The sequence below is a fragment of the Bacillus sp. AFS018417 genome, from assembly GCF_002560985.1.
GTDB classification, from domain to species: domain Bacteria; phylum Bacillota; class Bacilli; order Bacillales; family Bacillaceae_G; genus Bacillus_A; species Bacillus_A rhizoplanae.
This window is the reverse complement of the sequence record NZ_NTTM01000043.1, coordinates 27490-45081: the sequence shown is the minus strand read 5'-3', so window position 1 is coordinate 45081 and position 17592 is coordinate 27490. Positions and strand designations below refer to the sequence as shown.

Here is a 17592-nt window from a genome sequence, read left to right as displayed (position 1 = left end):
CCCCCACTTCAAGATCCGAAGGAGATAAGTGGCGGGAGTTTTCATCAGAAGGCTATATTACTTTTTTCTTTGTTCCATTTAAACAAAGAAGTCACCTCATTCATTCGCTTTTAGATAAATGAAAAAAGCATAAACAAATAAATCCTCATCATATTTTCAAAAAGTATGATGAGGATTTGAATGTAGTCTATACCTTTTTCTTGTTTAGTCTATGACTTTATTGTAATTACACAATAATCACGCTTGCATAACCAGACCATTTGGACGAAGGCGACTCATCATAATTTCATCAATAAATTTACCGTTTGCTTTTAAACTCCCCTTCTTTGTTCCTTCTTCTATAAAACCAAATTTTTCATACAACGCTTGTGCACCAGGATTTGTTTCGAGAACGCCAAGTTCTATCCTTTCAAGCATTAGCCAATTGTCCGTAAGATCGAGAATTTTTGTGAGTAATGCTTTCCCAATTCCTTTTTTATGATATTCACTATCTACACCGATAAATATATCTCCCGAATGCGATCTTCGTCCTTGTCCTTGCGTTAAACCTACAAATCCAACAACATTACCATCAAACTCCGCAACAAATTCAAATTGATTATGTCCTAAGTTACAAATTCTATTTTCCATAGCATCTACTCTCATACTCGGCATGAAAACCATATATGGCAAAACTGCATCTTGTATACAAATACGATGAATTGCGCTAGCATCCTGTATCTGAACGGGACGAATAGTTACTTCCATTACAACATCTCCTTCAACTAAAAAATAAGATTGTTTTGGGATATTCTATACACAATGTAAAGATTCCTATCTAGGGCTATGGAAAAGATTCATGAATCACTATTATTGAATTTCTTTCACAGACTTTTAAAATGCATAAAAAACTATTAGTGTAGCTTTGAAATAAAGTCATGATGTTTATAAAAAAGTTACGATGTTTAAAACAAAGTCGCGACGTTTATAAAAAAGTTGCGATGCAATACGTTATCACACACTTTTTATCAAACTTAATTCAAAAGCTACAGAGGGCATTAAAAAAGTCTATTTCACAATAAAAAGAAGCTGATTACCTACTATATGTAGATGATCAGCTTCTTTTTATTTTCTATATATTTACGCATTTTTGATCAAACTTTTTTATAAAACGAAAAGTTCATCCAAAAAGAAAAGAATCCATTTTGATTAATCTTTTTTCAAAATGGATTCTTTTCGGTTCTCACTAAATAAGGGTTTGCAAAACATTTCTGATCAAACTTTATTCCAAACCAACATCCGGATCAATGGAAGCAAGTTGATTTGCCCATTTAGCAATATTTGCTGCAGGATTGCTTCCGTCGGCAGGATAGTCCGTAATATGATACCAGCTAATCGTACGTTTTTCGCCAGCTTTCATGCTAGCATCAAATGATGCTCCGAAGATATATCCAAAAGCACTTAATCCGGAGGGCTGATCCTTCGTCCAAGCAATTCCATGAGCAGGGGTGGAGATGGCAGTTTTCGGTCCGTCATAAATATAGTTTCCAGTCCATCCTGAAGTCATGAAGCCGGGATTTGTTTTCGTAATCCCTGGAACAAACGCTGTGTCATCTGCACTGTCTGGATCAAGCAGGTATTGGAAATAACCATTGAAATCCTTCTCACCCGTATTCTCCAATTCGAGCGTAAACTTTACCACCGGTGCATTTGGAAGTGCCCGATACGTAACAGAAGCTTTAATAGAAGGATCTATTTGTGCCTGTCCGGATGCCTGGATGGTATCGCCAACCGTTTCGATATTCGATAATGACAGCCACTCTCCATCACGGTTCCAAGGACGCTTTGGATCGTTCATTGTCGGTGAAAGGATCCATTCACTCCAATCGAGCGTTTCCAGTGCGTTGTCATCAAGCAAGGCAATGTCCCCAAGCCAGCCTGGCTGAAATGTACCTGCCAGGTTATTAGCGCCAATTTGTGAGGAAATCGTCGCTTGGATGCGATTATTCATGATATAGTGATAGGTTTGTCCCGTCATGGCATCGAGCCGCGGGCTTCCAGCATTAAAATCCGGCGCTTCCAGGGACATTCCTGCCACAGGTGCTGTGATTTCACTTATTTTAAATGCAACTGTTTTCACTTCCCCGCTGGCAACTTCTACGGAAACTGGCGCACCGCTTTGATAGCCCCTACGTTTAGCTGTAAGAGAATATTTGCCAGGCTGCAGTCCGATAAGGTATTGTCCGTCAGCATTTGTTGTAGAAACCTGGCTGTTTCCTTGGCTGTCTGTCGCAACAATCGTTGCCCCTCCAATCGGTTCTCCTGTTACACTGTCCGTTACCTGTCCAGATAGTCTCGGCCAGCGTTGTGCAGCCTTTCCTCCTGGAGTAAAGGCGTACAGGTTCCCGTCTAATGCTCCCACAACTAACGTATTTCCGGAAATAGCCGGGGAAGAAGCTACCCATGCTCCTATTTCGTGCTCCCATAAAGGTTGTCCGGTTAATTTGTCAAATGCATGAAGTTTTCCATCGTTCGAGCCGATAAATACAGTTTCACCACTAACCGCCGCAGAAGAAATAATCCCACCCTTCGTGCGATAGCTCCACTTCTTTGTACCAGTGGCTGCATCGAACGCAGCTACGTTTCCATCCGGGAATCCCATATACACCACTCCATCCGCTACTGCAGGAGAGGATCCAGTTGTATCGCCAGCAATATAGGATGAATCCGGGCTCTTGTAACGCCATAGCTCTTTGCCCGTAGCTGCATCAAGAGTAACCAGCAAACCGCCGCCGTACCCCATATATATCCGTCCATCCGAGATAGAAGGCATAGAGTGCATCCAGCCGCCAGCAGGTTTTTTCCTCCATAATTCTTTACCGGTTGAAGCGTCAAGTGAGATCAGCCAGCCGCCATCTCCTCCAACATAAATTTTCCCGTCCTGAACGACAGGAGTGGATTCTACAATCCAGCCGCCAGCTAAAGGAACATTCCATATTTCTGCACCTGTGCGGGCATCAAGAGCCATCATTTTACCGCCGCTGCCTGTGCTGTATGCCTGGTAGACTACTCCATCTACTACCGTTGGAGAATAGTACATCCAAGCGCGCTGTACTTCATCCTTCCCAACAGTCTTTTCCCAAATTACCTCTCCGGTTTCTGCATTCATGGCATAAAGTGTACCGCGAATCGACGAAGCATATACAATTCCGTCTGCAACAGCAGGCGAAGCTTGTACCTGTGCGTCTGCTTTTACTTCCCACCGCTTTTTTCCTGTCTCAAGGTCAACTGCATGGATAGCGTGATGCTCATTACCGCTTTCATCACGTGTACCAATATAAACCACACCATTTGAAATGGCAGGTGACGAAGTAAGGATTGTTCCAGGTGTACGGTATGTCCAATCAAGGCTCAGACCAGCTGCAAGTGTATCTTTTGCCTCCCCGGTATGCTGGGCATTGCCGTGGAACATCGACCAGTCTGTTCCCTTCTTCGGTTTAATCCGAGTTTCATTATCAACAATGCTAAACGTATTATTTTTAACCCAAGTCTTGCCCCCATCATCTGTTACTCTAACTTCAATGGCATGCTGACCTTTGTCTGCTTTTCCAGCATCCCATTGATCATACCAGGCCATACCGCTGCTTTGCTTTAGCTTTCTCCACGAACCGCCATCAATACGGTATTCAACCTTAGTGACGTTACTTGTTGTGTTATAGGCATTTACCAAAATGTCCATTTTTCCTTGTGGAACTTCGCTGCCTGCTGCAGGATGAACAATCGCCGCGCTTTGCTTCACGTCATACATTTTATATTGCTCTTCCTGCTTGTCTCCCTGGAAGGTAACCATGCGGAATCCGTTCGGCATCTGGTCAATCGTATAGGCACTAGAAACGGTTGTCACATGGTTAGCGCCTGGAATTGTGTCCTGGGCTACATCATTGACGTGAGTATGTCCTACCATCACCAAGCGCGTATGATATTGGCTAAGAAGATCAATAAATTGCTTCGTATTTTCTGGCGTCGGGGTTTCTGGAGTATTCATCGGTTTGTGAACAAATACAACAACTTCTTTGTCTTTTGCATTCAGTTCAAGATCCTGTTTTAACCACTCGAATTGATCAGTTTCTTTGAAACCCAATACATTTTCTAATGTTACAAAGTGTCTATTGCCATAATCGAATGAATACCACTCCGGTCCAAGATAAGTACGGTAACGGTTAATTCTCGTTTGATAATCCGTTCCCGGCCCAAAATCATGGTTCCCAACTGCCGGATAAACCGGGAGAGAAGATGTTGCCGTACTCGCAGTATAATCCTGGAATTCTGTTGGGTCTGCCCGGTTGGTCAAATCCCCGCTTACGGCGATGAATGCCGGATTTCCGGTTGATTCATTGATTTGTGCTAACTGATCTGTGAAGCGTTCACGATTATTTGCAGTACCTGCCTGGACGTGAACATCGGCAATGTTGACAAAGCTGAAATTAGGATTGCTGCTTTCCGGCGTATGTAGGAGACCAAAGTTTTGCTCCTTTGTTTCCCCAGGCTGCACATTGCCAAGCTGTCTGTAAAACTGAGGTGTCTTGTTTTTGTCAGTCGGTACGCTGTATCCACTTGGGGTTGTTACAAAAACAATATCGTCCTGACGTCTATCTGTATCAATCGTTAACGTATAGTTTCCTTGATCATCTGTAACCGTTATATTTTTACCGTCAGATACGGAAACATGCGGAATGCCCTCCTCGTTCCCATCACGGCTCCCATTTCCGTTTTTGTCAGCGAAGACTGTACCCTTTATAGTTGCTGTAGGATTTTCCGCTACAACTGGTTTAACTACAGCAGCAAAAGCGAGGCCGCACATTACAACTGCAGCAACAGGTTTAAGTTTTTGTTTTATATTTTTCCCTTTGGCTTCTATTGGCTTCATGATTTCTCCTCCTGATTTTTATATAAATTCCCCCGATAATTTGAACCTCAATAAGTAATGTTCGTACCACCACCTTAAAAGCTTAGTTATTTTATCAAGCGAAGAAACGCTCGAAATACCAAATCAGCCCGATTCCAAAAATACCAGCCGTCGCTGCTACCTGTACGACAGTGGACCATTGAAACCTGCGGATATACACAAGTAAAGGAAATAAAATCAGAATAATTAAGGCTTGTCCTGCTTCTACACCAACGTTGAATGACAAAATCGATAACAGTGATCTCCAGGTCACGTCGTTAGCAAGCTGTAAAGCACTAGCAAAGCCAATCCCGTGGATAAGTCCAAACCCAAATACAACTGCAAATCGATATTTTGATGAAAAGCCAAAATAATTTTCTACTGCTACAAATGCAATACTTAGAGCAATGAGCGGTTCGACAATGGCTGCAGGGAAGTGAATCAATTTTAACGCTGTTAAGCCAAGAGTAATACTGTGGGCTAAGGTAAATACAGAAATTACTTTTAGAACGTCCGTTATTCGGCGGGCTCCAAATACGAGTGCTATAACAAAAAGGATATGATCATAGCCGATCATGATATGGTGGAAACCGAGTTGAACAAAGCGAAAAAACTGTCCTGCTGCGCTATCCTTTCCGACGTTGAGTTCCCTGTCTTCTGTATTGAAAATAAATTGGCCTTTTTTATTTTCTAAGTCGTATGAAGCGATATTTCGATGCATCGTATCATTGTCATCGAAGAAAACACTATAATGTATTTGAATGGAAGATTTGGCTGAAGGAGCTGGAAATTCAAGCCCAATTTTGGCATACTCCCGTCCCACCCTGCGTTCAATCTTTGTTGAATTAACGGAGCCTTTTGCTTTCGCTCCATCGGTGAATACCTCAACATGGGAATCAAGGTATTCAGCTACAGCATCACGATGTTTTTCTAATGCTGTATTCAGCATCTCTTCCCGATCCCCTGGACTAACACCAAAATCAATCAGCCTCCCCAGTTCGAAAAAATCAAGCTGCAATTCTACATGAAGCTTATCCCTATCCATCGTAATTTTCGAATACCCTTCACTGTTATCAGTGTGGGCAGATGCATTAATAGGCAAAAACATTAATGTGATAAAGGAAAATAACGCAGCGAACCCAACTACTATTTTTTTCAAAGTCTCTCACACCTTTAATCTAGAAATTTAACAATCAAAAAGTATTTGTTAATTAAAAGCGTAAGATATTTTTGTAAAGTAAATATAAAGTAAATGTTTAAATATTATTAATATTTCGTATCTTAAAAAGGATAAATAGACTAGAGATTCGAATCCTGTAATCTCTAGTCATTAATATTGCACCAAATAGGGGGTGAGGTAGCATCTAACGATTCCACCGCCATCTGTCCAATAAATGGAAATCACATTCGGGATATTGTGGCTTTAAAATAAAGTTACGACGTTTATAAAAAAGACGCGATGTTTTGAATAAAGTCACGATTTTTGTAAAAAATTTGCTATACTTTTCCTCTTCCAATTAAAGAATTCTAAGTGATTTTCAATCAAACTTTTTTATAAAAACTTATATCCAACTGAAATAAAAAACGCTCATTTTGATCAATCTTTTTTCAAAATGAGCGTTTTTTTGTTATTAAATCAACGTTTGTAGCTACGTTTTAATCAAACTTTATTTCAAAGCAACAATTAGTACCTAAAAGTAGATTGAGTTTATTTCATTTTTTATCATTCTTAAAGGATTTTAATCAATCTTAATAGATACTTAAACAATAAAGAAGCTGAATCAAATATTGTTGAAAAACGACTTCTCGAGTCAGCTTTTCTTTTTAAATTGTTCATCAAAATTCTAGAAAACTTGAGAAATAAATTATTTGAATTTTCAGTATTCTAATAATAGAAACTTAATGCTACCATTAAGCTACTCTCTTTTTAAAAATTTTTGTTAGGGGGAAAAAATGATGAAGAAAAAGAGTCTAGCACTTGTGTTAGCAGCTGGAATGGCAGTGGCAACATTTGGAGGGACAAGCTCTGCGTTTGCAGATTCAAAGAACGTACTTTCCACAAAGAAATATAATGAGACGGTACAGTCTCCAGAGTTTGTATCGGGCAATCTAACAAGTGCATCAGGAAAGAAGGCAGAATCTGTTGTATTTGATTATTTAAACACTGCTAAAAAAGATTATAAACTAGGCGAAAAAAGTGCAGAAGAATCCTTTAAAGTACAAAAGATTATAAAAGACCCTGTTGGAGAAGCAACAGTTATCCGTTTACAGCAAATATATGAAGGTGTACCAGTATGGGGATCTACTCAAGTAGCTCATGTTGGGAAAGATGGTGTATTAAAGGTTGTATCAGGAACAGTTGCACCTGATTTAGATAAGAAAGAGAAATTGAAGAACAAAAATAAAATTGAAGGAAAAAAAGCGATTGCAATCGCACAAAAAGATTTAGGATTTACCCCAAAATATGAAGTAGAGCCGTCTGCGGACTTATATGTATATCAAAATGGTGAGGAAACAACATATGCATATGTTGTAAAATTGAATTTCTTAGATCCAGAGCCAGGAAACTATTATTATTTCATTGAAGCTGATAGCGGTAAAGTTTTAAACAAATATAATACAATCCACAATGCAACAAATGACAATACGGCTCCAAGTAAACCTGTAACAGGTACAAGTACAGTAGGAACCGGTAAAGGGGTATTAGGCGATACAAAGTCTATTAATACAACACTCTCTGGATCTAGTTATTATTTACAAGATAATACACACGGTGCAACAATTTACACATACAATGGGAACAACCGGACAAGATTGCCGGGAACGTTATGGGCAGATACAGATAACGTCTTTAATGCTAAATCCGATGCAGCGGCAGTGGATGCACATTATTATGCAGGTGTAACATATAATTATTACAAAAACACCTTTAACCGCAATTCTTATAACGATGCTGGTGCACCGTTAAAATCTACGGTTCACTATGGCAAAAATTATAACAATGCCTTCTGGAATGGATCGCAAATGGTCTATGGTGATGGAGATGGATCTACATTTATTGCATTTTCCGGTGGTATCGATGTTGTCGGACATGAGTTAACACATGCCGTGACAGAATATAGTTCAAACCTCATTTATCAAAATGAGTCTGGTGCGTTAAATGAAGCATTCTCTGACATCTTTGGAACATTAATAGAATACTATGATAACCGTAATCCAGATTGGGAAGTTGGTGAAGATATTTATACGCCTGGTCAAGCTGGGGATGCGCTTCGTTCTATGAGCGATCCAACAAAATATGGTGACCCAGATCATTACTCTAAACGTTATACTGGAACGAGCGATAATGGCGGCGTTCATACAAATAGCGGTATTATCAATAAAGCTGCTTACTTATTAGCAAATGGCGGTACACATTATGGTGTAACAGTGAATGGCGTTGGTAAAGATAAAGTAGGTGCAATTTACTATCGTGCAAATACAGTATACTTAACTGAATCTGCAACTTTTAGTCAAGCGCGTGCTGCCTTAGTACAAGCAGCAGCTGATTTATACGGCGCAAACTCTGCAGAAGTGGCAGCTGTGAAGCAATCATATGATGCAGTTGGTGTAAAATAGGTTCCACTCCCCTTTATATAATGAAAGAGGCTNNAGCCTCTTTCATTATATAAATAAAAAAGAAGTGCTTTTTTCTGATATAATCAAGTCACCACAACCAAACCAATCAAAAGGAACGATTCTCTTATGTTTATAACAAAATCCCTATGTATGCTACTCTTTTATCAATAATAGAATTCAACGAAACCTTTTCTCGATTTTATTTGATACCTTCAAATGCATAGAAAGCTAATGTTTTGTTGATATCGGAATTTATTTTTAACCTCTCATATAAGGATGGCATTAATTCATTTACCCTTTCACTATTTGCCCACCTTACTTCAACAATATCATTATCAGGGTCATTGATGTTTATTTCACCATCAATGATTTTTGCATGAAAAGTAATGATTAAAGCATGATGACCTCTTTCTTCGAAGAACATTTCTCTAACGGAACTCAACCCGGTAACAACAACTTTAAATCCCGTTTCTTCTTTTACTTCACGGATTATAGCCTGTTCTAAAGTTTCTTCTCCTTCAACTGCTCCGCCCGGAAGACTCCAATAAAAAGAATCACCCTTTATGTTTTTTACTATTAATATATTCTCATTATCATCATAAATTAAAGCTGAAACCACGTTAACTCTTTCCAAAACCAACTCCCCCTTTTGAAATTATTTCCTACTGATAACTATATCAATTATACTAAAATCAAAGTAAAGAATACATTAATAGACTCGATTAATTCTTTAAAAAGGAGGACTTAAAAGGAGCAAGCGCATGTTACAAGATATAAAACTAGTACTCTTTGACTTGGATAATACCCTATTTTCGTTTGTCATCTATTATACGCAAGCCACCAAATATTCATTTAATGCTCATAAAGGATACCAAAACGAATAAAAAATTGTGAGTTTCAAATAAATAGCAATAATCAAAATGCAAATCCCAATAAGAATAGCCATATAATCAAGAGGCTGCATTTTCGTCCTATAGTACCATGTTCGCTTCTCCTTTTTTCCAAAACCGCGTAAATCCATAGCATTCGAAACCGTATCAATTCGATCCAATGAATGTATCACAAGCGGCCAAAAAATCGTCATTCGATTTTTAATGCGTTGAAAAAGAGTTGCTTCTCCTTTATGAAATGGAATTCCCCTTGCTTCCTGTGCATGTTTAATGAGTTCGTATTCCGTTTGTATATTCGGAATGTAGCGCAGTGCAATATTAACTGCATAAGCAATTTTATAAGGCAGTCCAATTTTGTTTAAGCTGCTTGCAAATTGACTCGGGTGTGTTGTGTAAATAAAAATAAGTGTAAACGGTAATAAAGTAAAATATTTTAATGATAGTGTCATTGCATAAAAAAGAGTTTCTAGTGTAATAGTTGCATAGCCAATATGGAGAAGTGGCGTATATGTACCAGTTACCTCCGATCCATGTGTTGGGGTAATGAGTAAAATCATGATGGAATTCAAAATACTAAATGTGAAAATAACACTAAAAATAATGAACATGCTGCGCGTTGGAATTTTGGCGATGCCTAGTAGTATGCATCCGATTAGAAATAAGCATAATAAAATACGAAAATCAAAGAATAGGAATGTGAGAATCATCCATATAATAAATAGGATTAGTTTTACAGCACCATCCATACGATGGAAATATGATTTTTCTTCTATATATAGTGTCCCCATCTTACTCATGAATGATCCCCCCTCCTTGCTTCCATATAAGATTGAACAAATAGCTGCGGAATTGGCATATTCCCATGTTTCGCTAAGCCAGTAAGTGAGCTCTCACGGAGGTTTGCCTGCTTTAAAATACGCTCGTTTGCCAACACGGTAGTTACTGCATCATCTGCAATGATTTCTCCGTTATGTAGTACAATCGCCCGATTTGCGTATTCTAGCGCTAAATTCATGTCATGTGTAATGAATAAAAAAGCTATTCCACGTTTCGCTAATTTTTGTATAAACATCATAAACTCTTTGTAGTGAAAATAATCTTGTCCTGCAGTTGGTTCGTCTAAAATAATAAGTTTGGGATTTGTAACAAGAATCGAGGCTATCGTTAAACGCTTTTTTTGTCCATAACTTAATGCTTGTACCGGCCAATTTCGAAATGGATATAAACCACAAATTTGTAATACATTTTCTACTATTTTCTGCATTTCTTCTGAAGCATTCTTCAGTTTTAAAGCAAATGCAGCTTCTTCCCAAACAGTTGCTTGTGTAATCATGTGATTAGGATTTTGCATCACATAAGCGATGGCCTCTCCCCGCTTCCGGATTGACCATGTTGTAATATCAGTTCCTTCTAAAAGAATTTTACCTTGATGTTTTTTTTTCATTCCCGTCATAATATGAGCAAATGTTGATTTTCCAGCACCGTTGTTTCCTAAAAGAGCGAGTACTTCACCTTTGTATATAGACATAGATACATCCTTCAATGCAAAATTACTGTTTGGATATGTAAACGCTACATTTTCTATTTTACATATACATTCTTTTTCGGACATTGCTGTATGTATTGGGTTTTGTAACATCCATTTTGATAACGTTTCATGTAATATATGAGAATTAATATTTTCTATTGGATAAACTTCTTCATTCAAGAATGGATATTCCAATGTTTTTAATGCTTCTATGTATACAGGCTCCCTTAGCCCTACTTTTTGTAAAACATTTGTCTGTAATATATCAGTCGGTGCTTCGATTGCTACGATGCGGCCATTTTCCAAAAGAATGATTTTATCTAAGTCGAGATCGAGCATTTCTTCAATGCGATGCTCAATAATGATGATTGTTTTATTCGTTTGTCTATGAATCTTTTTCATAAGCTGGATTGCTTTTTGACTGCTTACAGAATCTAAATTCGCTAAAGGTTCATCAAATAGCAAAATCTCAGCGTTTGTAGCTAGTATGCCCGCTAGAGAAACTGACTGTTTTTGTCCCCCTGATAAATCGTGAGGACTATGTGAATGAAACTTAATCATGTCTACTTCTTTAAGCGAACGTTCTACAACTTGTTTTATTTCCCCTTGCTCCGCACAATCATTTTCCATTGCAAACGCAACGTCTTCTTCAACTGTTAATCCGATAAATTGGGAATCTTGGTCTTGTAGAATCGTTCCTACGCGTTGACTTAACTCGAATATACTCGTATGTCTAGGGTCAATACCACATACAGAAAGATTTCCTGTACTTGTCCCTTCATAAGAAAAAGGAATGAGCCCATTGATACAATGAGCTAATGTAGATTTTCCTGATCCGCTTCGCCCAGCGATTAATACTTTTTCGCCAGGATAAATATGAAAGGTAATATCCTGTATCGTCGGCTCAACTACGTTTTTATATTGGAATGTGAAATCTTCAAAAGAAATAATCGGTTTCATATGTATATTCCTACTTCTCAATCTTTAATTGAGTATTCTTTTTATTGGCTTTCGCAAGTCCTAACACAATTGGTAAACCGAGGATGAAAAACACGAGAACATCTGCGATAATCGCACCGCCTACTTGGATAGCAATCTTATCGAACGGCTCGCCCATAATGAGAATGTCAAATACACCTGCAAAGATGATTCCTAAAAGAATACCAATTACACCTGTAATAGAAAGGTGGATAATATCCCCTTTACTGTACCTTCCATTTTTCACACTAAATGTAGAGCGCTTTTGAACAAATCCCATAAATAAACCAATGATTCCTGAGCTTAACACCCAGCCCCACCAAATGCCCCAGCCAGCAATGGCATCTGTGATTGTATGACCGATTAGTCCAATTAATAAAGCTGCAATTGGTCCAAAAATAGCACCGAAAATCGTTAATAAAGCAAGCGCTGGTTTAATGAAAGTATTCGGTGCAATCGAAAATCCCCATAATCCTAATACACCGTATATTGCTGAACCGATTCCAATTGCAACAACTAATTTTGTAGAAAGCGTTTTATTCATTTATACTCCCCCTCTCGTTATATAAATTTACTTGGAATAACTTCTATGATTTTCATAGACGCTATCAAATTTATATGATGCAGCAGCGTAAATTATACTCACCATATGTACCGTTTGAAAAAATGAGAATCAATTCAAAATTCATATGTTCCATTTTGAAAAAAAGATTTATATTAAGATTAAATAAGTAAAACTGTTGATAATAAAAGGACCACACATATTAGACATATCTAAAATGTGTGGTCTTTTTTAATGTCTTATTGAACTAACGCACCCGTTACTTTAAGTACATTTTTTCACAATATCATTATTCACCTTCAAAAAATAATAAAAGGTAGCAACTCGCTACCTTAAAAAATCAGTGTAGAGAAGCGAAGCTTCAAGTCTCTTAGGCCTCCCTGAAAGGCACTTTTGTTTCATAATTAAAAAGTATAACAGACATTAATATCGCCCTTCAGTTACTGCCCCCTTATATGTCCTAGTGACAGGGTTTTTACAATATACCGCAAAGCACCATAATGTCAATGATTCTCCTAATTCGCATTCTCTTCTTTTATGATTTAAATGTAAAGAATTATAGTATTTCTATATACCCTTCTGTTCCATTCACCCTGATCATTTGTCCATCCTTGATCATCTTCGTAGCATTTTCCACACCGACAACTGCTGGTAATCCATATTCACGTGCGATAACTGCTCCATGGGTCATCAGTCCACCAACTTCGGTGACTAGACCTTTTATGGATACAAACAATGGTGTCCAGCTAGGGTCAGTAAAGGAAGTGACTAATATATCTTCATCTTCTAAATCAGCATCTTCCATGTTTAAGATGACACGAGCGCGTCCCTCTATAACTCCGGAAGAAACAGGTAGCCCTACAATAGCTTCGGCTGGGAGATTTTCTCGTTTGTATTCACCTACAATGATTTCACCATCAGACGTGATAACACGTGGGGGAGTTAGTTTTTCATATCGTTTGTACTCGTCTTTTCGTTTGCTAATGATCTGGTAATCCAGTTTATTTGTGCGTACGACTTCGCAAAGTTCTTCAAAAGTGAGATAGTATATATCTTCTTTTTCAAGAATAACGCCCGCTTGTACGAGTTGTTCGGCTTCTTTCAGTAAAGCCAGCTTATAAACGAAGTAGCGATTAATCATGCCGTATTTTGGATATTCACGATATCCGATGAAATTCCGGATTAAATCGATCATTTGTTTTGTCTCTTTGGCCTTTTGTTCACCATCCGGTAATTGCTTCAATCGATCTAATAACTCTTGTTCTTTTTTTAAAGCTTCCTGTCGCCCTCGCTCAAATTTCTGATTGCCGGCATTCGGCTCAAAGTTTTTGATGTTACTGAGAATCAAGGGGATAAGTGTAGTTGGTTTTTCGCTCCAACGAGTTTTCGTAATATCGATTTCTCCGGCACATCGCATTCCATATTTGTTGAGATAAGCATAGATAGCGTCTTGGGCTTCCTGTCCACCATCAAACTTAACCAGCTCATCCAAATAGTTATCATCTTTTACATGTTGTAAATACTCAATTACTTCAGGATAGGGACGAATTACATCTGCGACATCCAATAGCGCCAGACCCATTTCCGAAGTAATATTGTTTGGTACAGATTGAGAAAGTGTGTCTGCAGCGTTTTTTTCACCTAACCACTTATTCATTTTTTCATTGATCCATGATGAAGCATCCATAGCAGCCATAAATACACCTGAACTTCGTGGGTCAAATAAAATCTTCTTTAATTGCTGGATATCTTCTAGAATAAAATCACATAAATCTGATCCTGATTTCGTTTGGATGTTTTGTTTTAACTCTTCTATCGATGCTTGACTGCGCTTGATCAAATCAGTAACGATCGTCGGGTCGTTTTCGATTTGTGCTTGAGAATCCGCAAACGGAGCACCATTATTACTTTTACCGGGACTCAGTTCTTTTTTATCATTAGGCAGCGATTTTATGAAATCTCCCCGCTCTATGATGGTTATGAGTGCGTCTTTCATGAGCGGATCGTGTTGTCCCATGGTATCTAATAACATTTTTCTGCTGTCAGGTGAAGCCAGACGACGTGTGCAATCAACAAATAACCTTCCACCAGCTTTAAACCTGGGTCCAAAAGATATTAACTGGAATAAAGATAATCCCAATGGTTTCATGGGGTCGGTCATCATTTGTTGGTGACCGACAGATACATAAACGTGATTTTCCTGATCATTTGCTTCAGGGATGGGGTATAAAGTAGTGATTGGACGACTCTGGACAATATAAAATGTATCATCAACCAGACACCATTCGATATCTTGCGGACAGCCAAAATGCGCTTCCAGCTTTCTACCGATTCTTTCAAGCTCTAACACTTGCTCATCTGAAAGTGTAGATAGATTCTGCTGACCCGGCTCAATTTCCTGTTTCTCCGTTCCACCTTCTTTTCGTACATATATAGCCAACTTTTTGGTAGAAATCGTCTTCTCCACAATACTACCTTCCCGCACTTTATAATTGTCCGCAGACACTAAGCCAGAGACAAGCGCCTCACCCAGTCCAAAGCTAGCATCGATCGACAGCATCTTTCGGTTTGAGGTAACTGGATCAGCTGTAAATAGTATTCCGGAAGCTTGTGAGAAAATCATCCTTTGAATAACAACAGACAGATAAACCTTTCGATGGTCAAATCCGTTTTGCATGCGATAAATCACTGCACGATCAGTAAATAGTGAAGCCCAGCACTTACTAATATGTTGTAAAATTGCATCTTTTCCTTTGATGTTTAGATAGGTATCCTGTTGACCAGCAAAGGAGGCGTGTGGTAAATCTTCAGCAGTTGCACTGGAACGAACTGCATAAGCATGTTCATTGCCAAACTGGGAGAGATAATGAGCAACATCCTTCACAACATCGGAAGAAATTTCTACTTCCAAAATGATTTTCCGAATCTCCCTGCTGATTTCACCAATTTGATCTCGATCCTCTACTTTTAGCAGTGTTAGTTGGTCCACCAATGCGTGGAAGGCTTCATTTTTTTCGAGGGATTTTCTATAAGCTTTTGTCGTAACACAAAATCCTTCTGGCACTTGTATTCCATGAATCTTCGATAGTTCCCCTAAATGAGCCCCTTTTCCTCCGACCACCATTTGTCTCGTTTTATCAATCTCCCGAAACTCTAGAACATATGATTTCATTTTTTCCCCTCCCATTTTTCGCTCAATACCAAGACGAATCGTCTGACAAAAATTGTTCATCTGATCAACAAATTACATTTAAATGTATCGTCGAAAAAGAAACTTAGCTTGATTAATACTAACAATTTAATAAATAAAAAACAGACTAAAAATGGTTAGTTAATAATGGTATAATTAAATTAGGGAAAAGGACAGAGAGTGCTTTTCGTTAAGAAACGTAACTAATCTTATCAACTTTGTACTTTGTGGTCCAAATAAGCTGGACAACCTATGTTCTTCGCTGAAAAAATTATGATAGAAAACAAAATTCCTTCCAAAGTGTCCCCTGTTTTCAATTTCTCCAACTCTTATCTTTTTATCAATAAACTCTCTATGTATAGCTATGGTTTGTTACGTGTTCAATCTTTAAATGCGATGAACTTCACTTTCTGGTATACACCGTCTTCCGATACACTTATAACTTTCACTTCTTAAATAATTTTAATAGCTATTTTTAATTCACTAAAAATCAACAAATACAAAAAGAATGAAAAAACCAATTCGCATCAATTTTTTCATTCAAAATAAAGCATAATAATTTACCCGATACTAGTAACGGGTACTTTTGTCCCTTTCCAAATCCTCTCCCCTACAACCCAGCCGACCTCTGTAACCTTCTCACAATTTCAAAGAAATCTTCCTGTGATATCCCTGGGGCAAATTCTTCTGGCAATTCATCTAAGTCTGGAATTGGCGCACCTTGCGGGGGGCCATCGATAACTTGAAGCGGCTGCCCATCTTCCGGGTGCTTTCCTTTCCAAATTTTATTTAAGTCTGTGTAATCATTATCACTAAAACGGTACAGTTTTAAGTGGGCACCTTGATCTTCAAAGCGTCTTGCCACATCGAATACTTTGTTAGATAAGTTTGGAATTGGGAGCATTTTTGTCACATCAACACCTGTTGCTACTTCTAACGCTTTGGCGTATGCCAAAACATGAACGCCACCGCGGACAAGTAAATATCCAATTGCTTCTTTCGCTGTTGGATGATCTGTCATTTCATAAACACGCATTTTGTTTGTCCGTGCTCCGCATTCTAGGAAAAAGTTATGCAATAAGTCTAGTATTAAATTTCCGCTATTAAATACATAATCTCCGCTCCATGCTTTTCCCATTGAATCACCGACAAGAGTAGTTTGTGCGGTTGAAATAAAGTGCTGCGTATTACGTTTATCTTTCGCAGCTTTCATTGTTCCAATATCAGGATCTCCTGCATGCGTTGTTCCAGTTAAGCAAAGATTAATTGCATTTGAAATCAATTCAACATGTGCAAATTCTTCTGCTGTTATATTGGCAATTAAATCATAAAATGGTTTTAATTTTTTCTTACCGCGAAAGTTAAAAGATTGAAACATATAGGTATTTAGTGTCGACATCTCACCAAAACGGCCACCTAACAATTCTTGCACCGCAGCCGCTGCGTTTGCATCAGCATATTTCGGGTCGGGGAGTGGGATAATCAACTTGTCAATTCGTTTAATCATCAGTATGAAGCCCCCTTATCTTCATCGTTACCATCATTACTGATGTATGAAAGATAAAGGTTGTTTCATGTGTATTATCATTCCGGCATTACCCAAACAATTTGCTGCATGCGAATAAAGAAAGGTGTATTCTTTTCTTCAATTACAATATGATCTGGTTTGACAGCTTTTAATACGCCATGCACGCTACCACGCATTGTATCCACGACAACATTTTTCCCAACAATCATTTGTAACGTTTGCACAACATACGGATCAACACTAGAAACCACTTCTCCGCTCAACTGATAACCATTTCGAAAGTCTCCATGCACATCTTCGTGTGAATAATCCATGATTATTACCTCCTCTTTCTACAATTCGCTTGTATTGTATGAGAGGGATTAGATAAATGT

11 protein-coding genes and 2 pseudogenes are annotated in these 17592 nt (G+C 38.3%); 1 reads left to right on the top strand and 12 read right to left on the bottom strand.

Going from position 1 to position 17592, the window contains the following annotated elements; translation table 11 throughout:
- Window positions 1-237: 237 nt before the first annotated feature.
- The 4 genes and pseudogenes from CN326_RS17195 to CN326_RS17185 all read right to left on the bottom strand — a co-directional run bounded on the left by CN326_RS17195 (window position 238) and on the right by CN326_RS17185 (window position 6083).
- Window positions 238-747 (bottom strand): GNAT family N-acetyltransferase, encoded by a 510-nt coding sequence (locus CN326_RS17195; protein ID WP_098310200.1) that lies wholly within the window; start codon window positions 745-747, stop codon window positions 238-240.
- Window positions 748-1261: 514 nt separating this feature from the next.
- A complete protein-coding gene (locus tag CN326_RS17190; RefSeq protein WP_255258148.1) occupies window positions 1262-3829 on the bottom strand; it encodes an outer membrane protein assembly factor BamB family protein in 2568 nt (855 codons plus the stop codon).
- A gap of 105 nt (window positions 3830-3934) precedes the next feature.
- A pseudogene (locus CN326_RS25440) lies at window positions 3935-4840 on the bottom strand (metallophosphoesterase N-terminal domain-containing protein); the annotation flags it as partial.
- A 160-nt stretch (window positions 4841-5000) separates the two neighbouring features.
- Window positions 5001-6083: a HupE/UreJ family protein gene (locus tag CN326_RS17185; RefSeq protein WP_098310198.1), complete on the bottom strand. Its 1083-nt coding sequence runs from the start codon at window positions 6081-6083 to the stop codon at window positions 5001-5003.
- 797 nt (window positions 6084-6880) lie between these two features.
- Here CN326_RS17185 and CN326_RS17180 point away from each other — a divergent pair.
- Window positions 6881-8542 (top strand): M4 family metallopeptidase, encoded by a 1662-nt coding sequence (locus CN326_RS17180; RefSeq protein WP_098310197.1) that lies wholly within the window; start codon window positions 6881-6883, stop codon window positions 8540-8542.
- Between the two features lie 199 nt (window positions 8543-8741).
- On the opposite strand, the gene CN326_RS17175 is transcribed toward CN326_RS17180, so the two are convergent.
- The 8 genes and pseudogenes from CN326_RS17175 to CN326_RS17140 form a co-directional block, all read right to left on the bottom strand.
- Complete coding sequence (locus CN326_RS17175) at window positions 8742-9176, bottom strand: NUDIX hydrolase (protein ID WP_098310196.1); 435 nt, start codon at window positions 9174-9176, stop codon at window positions 8742-8744.
- Between the two features lie 225 nt (window positions 9177-9401).
- A complete protein-coding gene (locus tag CN326_RS17170) occupies window positions 9402-10220 on the bottom strand; it encodes an energy-coupling factor transporter transmembrane component T family protein (RefSeq protein WP_141525069.1) in 819 nt (272 codons plus the stop codon).
- A 5-nt stretch (window positions 10221-10225) separates the two neighbouring features.
- Window positions 10226-11920, bottom strand: coding sequence for an energy-coupling factor transporter ATPase (locus CN326_RS17165; protein ID WP_098310194.1), 1695 nt, complete (start codon window positions 11918-11920; stop codon window positions 10226-10228).
- Between the two features lie 10 nt (window positions 11921-11930).
- A complete protein-coding gene (locus CN326_RS17160; RefSeq protein ID WP_098310193.1) occupies window positions 11931-12482 on the bottom strand; it encodes an ECF-type riboflavin transporter substrate-binding protein in 552 nt (183 codons plus the stop codon).
- 574 nt (window positions 12483-13056) lie between these two features.
- Window positions 13057-15672 carry a phosphoenolpyruvate synthase gene (gene ppsA, locus CN326_RS17155; RefSeq protein WP_098310192.1) on the bottom strand — a complete coding sequence of 872 codons (2616 nt, stop codon included), beginning with the start codon at window positions 15670-15672 and terminating at the stop codon, window positions 13057-13059.
- Window positions 15673-15846: 174 nt separating this feature from the next.
- Window positions 15847-16053: pseudogene (locus CN326_RS25590) on the bottom strand (hypothetical protein); the annotation flags it as partial.
- A gap of 247 nt (window positions 16054-16300) precedes the next feature.
- A complete protein-coding gene (locus CN326_RS17145) occupies window positions 16301-17197 on the bottom strand; it encodes a manganese catalase family protein (RefSeq protein ID WP_098310191.1) in 897 nt (298 codons plus the stop codon).
- A gap of 77 nt (window positions 17198-17274) precedes the next feature.
- Window positions 17275-17532: a YuzF family protein gene (locus CN326_RS17140; RefSeq protein ID WP_098310190.1), complete on the bottom strand. Its 258-nt coding sequence runs from the start codon at window positions 17530-17532 to the stop codon at window positions 17275-17277.
- Window positions 17533-17592: the final 60 nt, after the last annotated feature.

What these genes read in the sequence shown, in the direction of transcription:
- CN326_RS17195 (WP_098310200.1), bottom strand. Translation starts at nt 747, where the DNA reads ATGGAAGTAACTATTCGTCCCGTTCAGATACAGGATGCTAGCGCAATT.
- CN326_RS17190 (WP_255258148.1), bottom strand. Translation starts at nt 3,829, where the DNA reads ATGGTTACCTTCCAGGGAGACAAGCAGGAAGAGCAATATAAAATGTAT.
- CN326_RS17180 (WP_098310197.1), top strand. Translation starts at nt 6,881, where the DNA reads ATGAAGAAAAAGAGTCTAGCACTTGTGTTAGCAGCTGGAATGGCAGTG.
- CN326_RS17170 (WP_141525069.1), bottom strand. Translation starts at nt 10,220, where the DNA reads ATGGGGACACTATATATAGAAGAAAAATCATATTTCCATCGTATGGAT.
- CN326_RS17165 (WP_098310194.1), bottom strand. Translation starts at nt 11,920, where the DNA reads ATGAAACCGATTATTTCTTTTGAAGATTTCACATTCCAATATAAAAAC.
- CN326_RS17160 (WP_098310193.1), bottom strand. Translation starts at nt 12,482, where the DNA reads ATGAATAAAACGCTTTCTACAAAATTAGTTGTTGCAATTGGAATCGGT.
- ppsA (WP_098310192.1), bottom strand. Translation starts at nt 15,672, where the DNA reads ATGAAATCATATGTTCTAGAGTTTCGGGAGATTGATAAAACGAGACAA.
- CN326_RS17145 (WP_098310191.1), bottom strand. Translation starts at nt 17,197, where the DNA reads ATGATTAAACGAATTGACAAGTTGATTATCCCACTCCCCGACCCGAAA.
- CN326_RS17140 (WP_098310190.1), bottom strand. Translation starts at nt 17,532, where the DNA reads ATGGATTATTCACACGAAGATGTGCATGGAGACTTTCGAAATGGTTAT.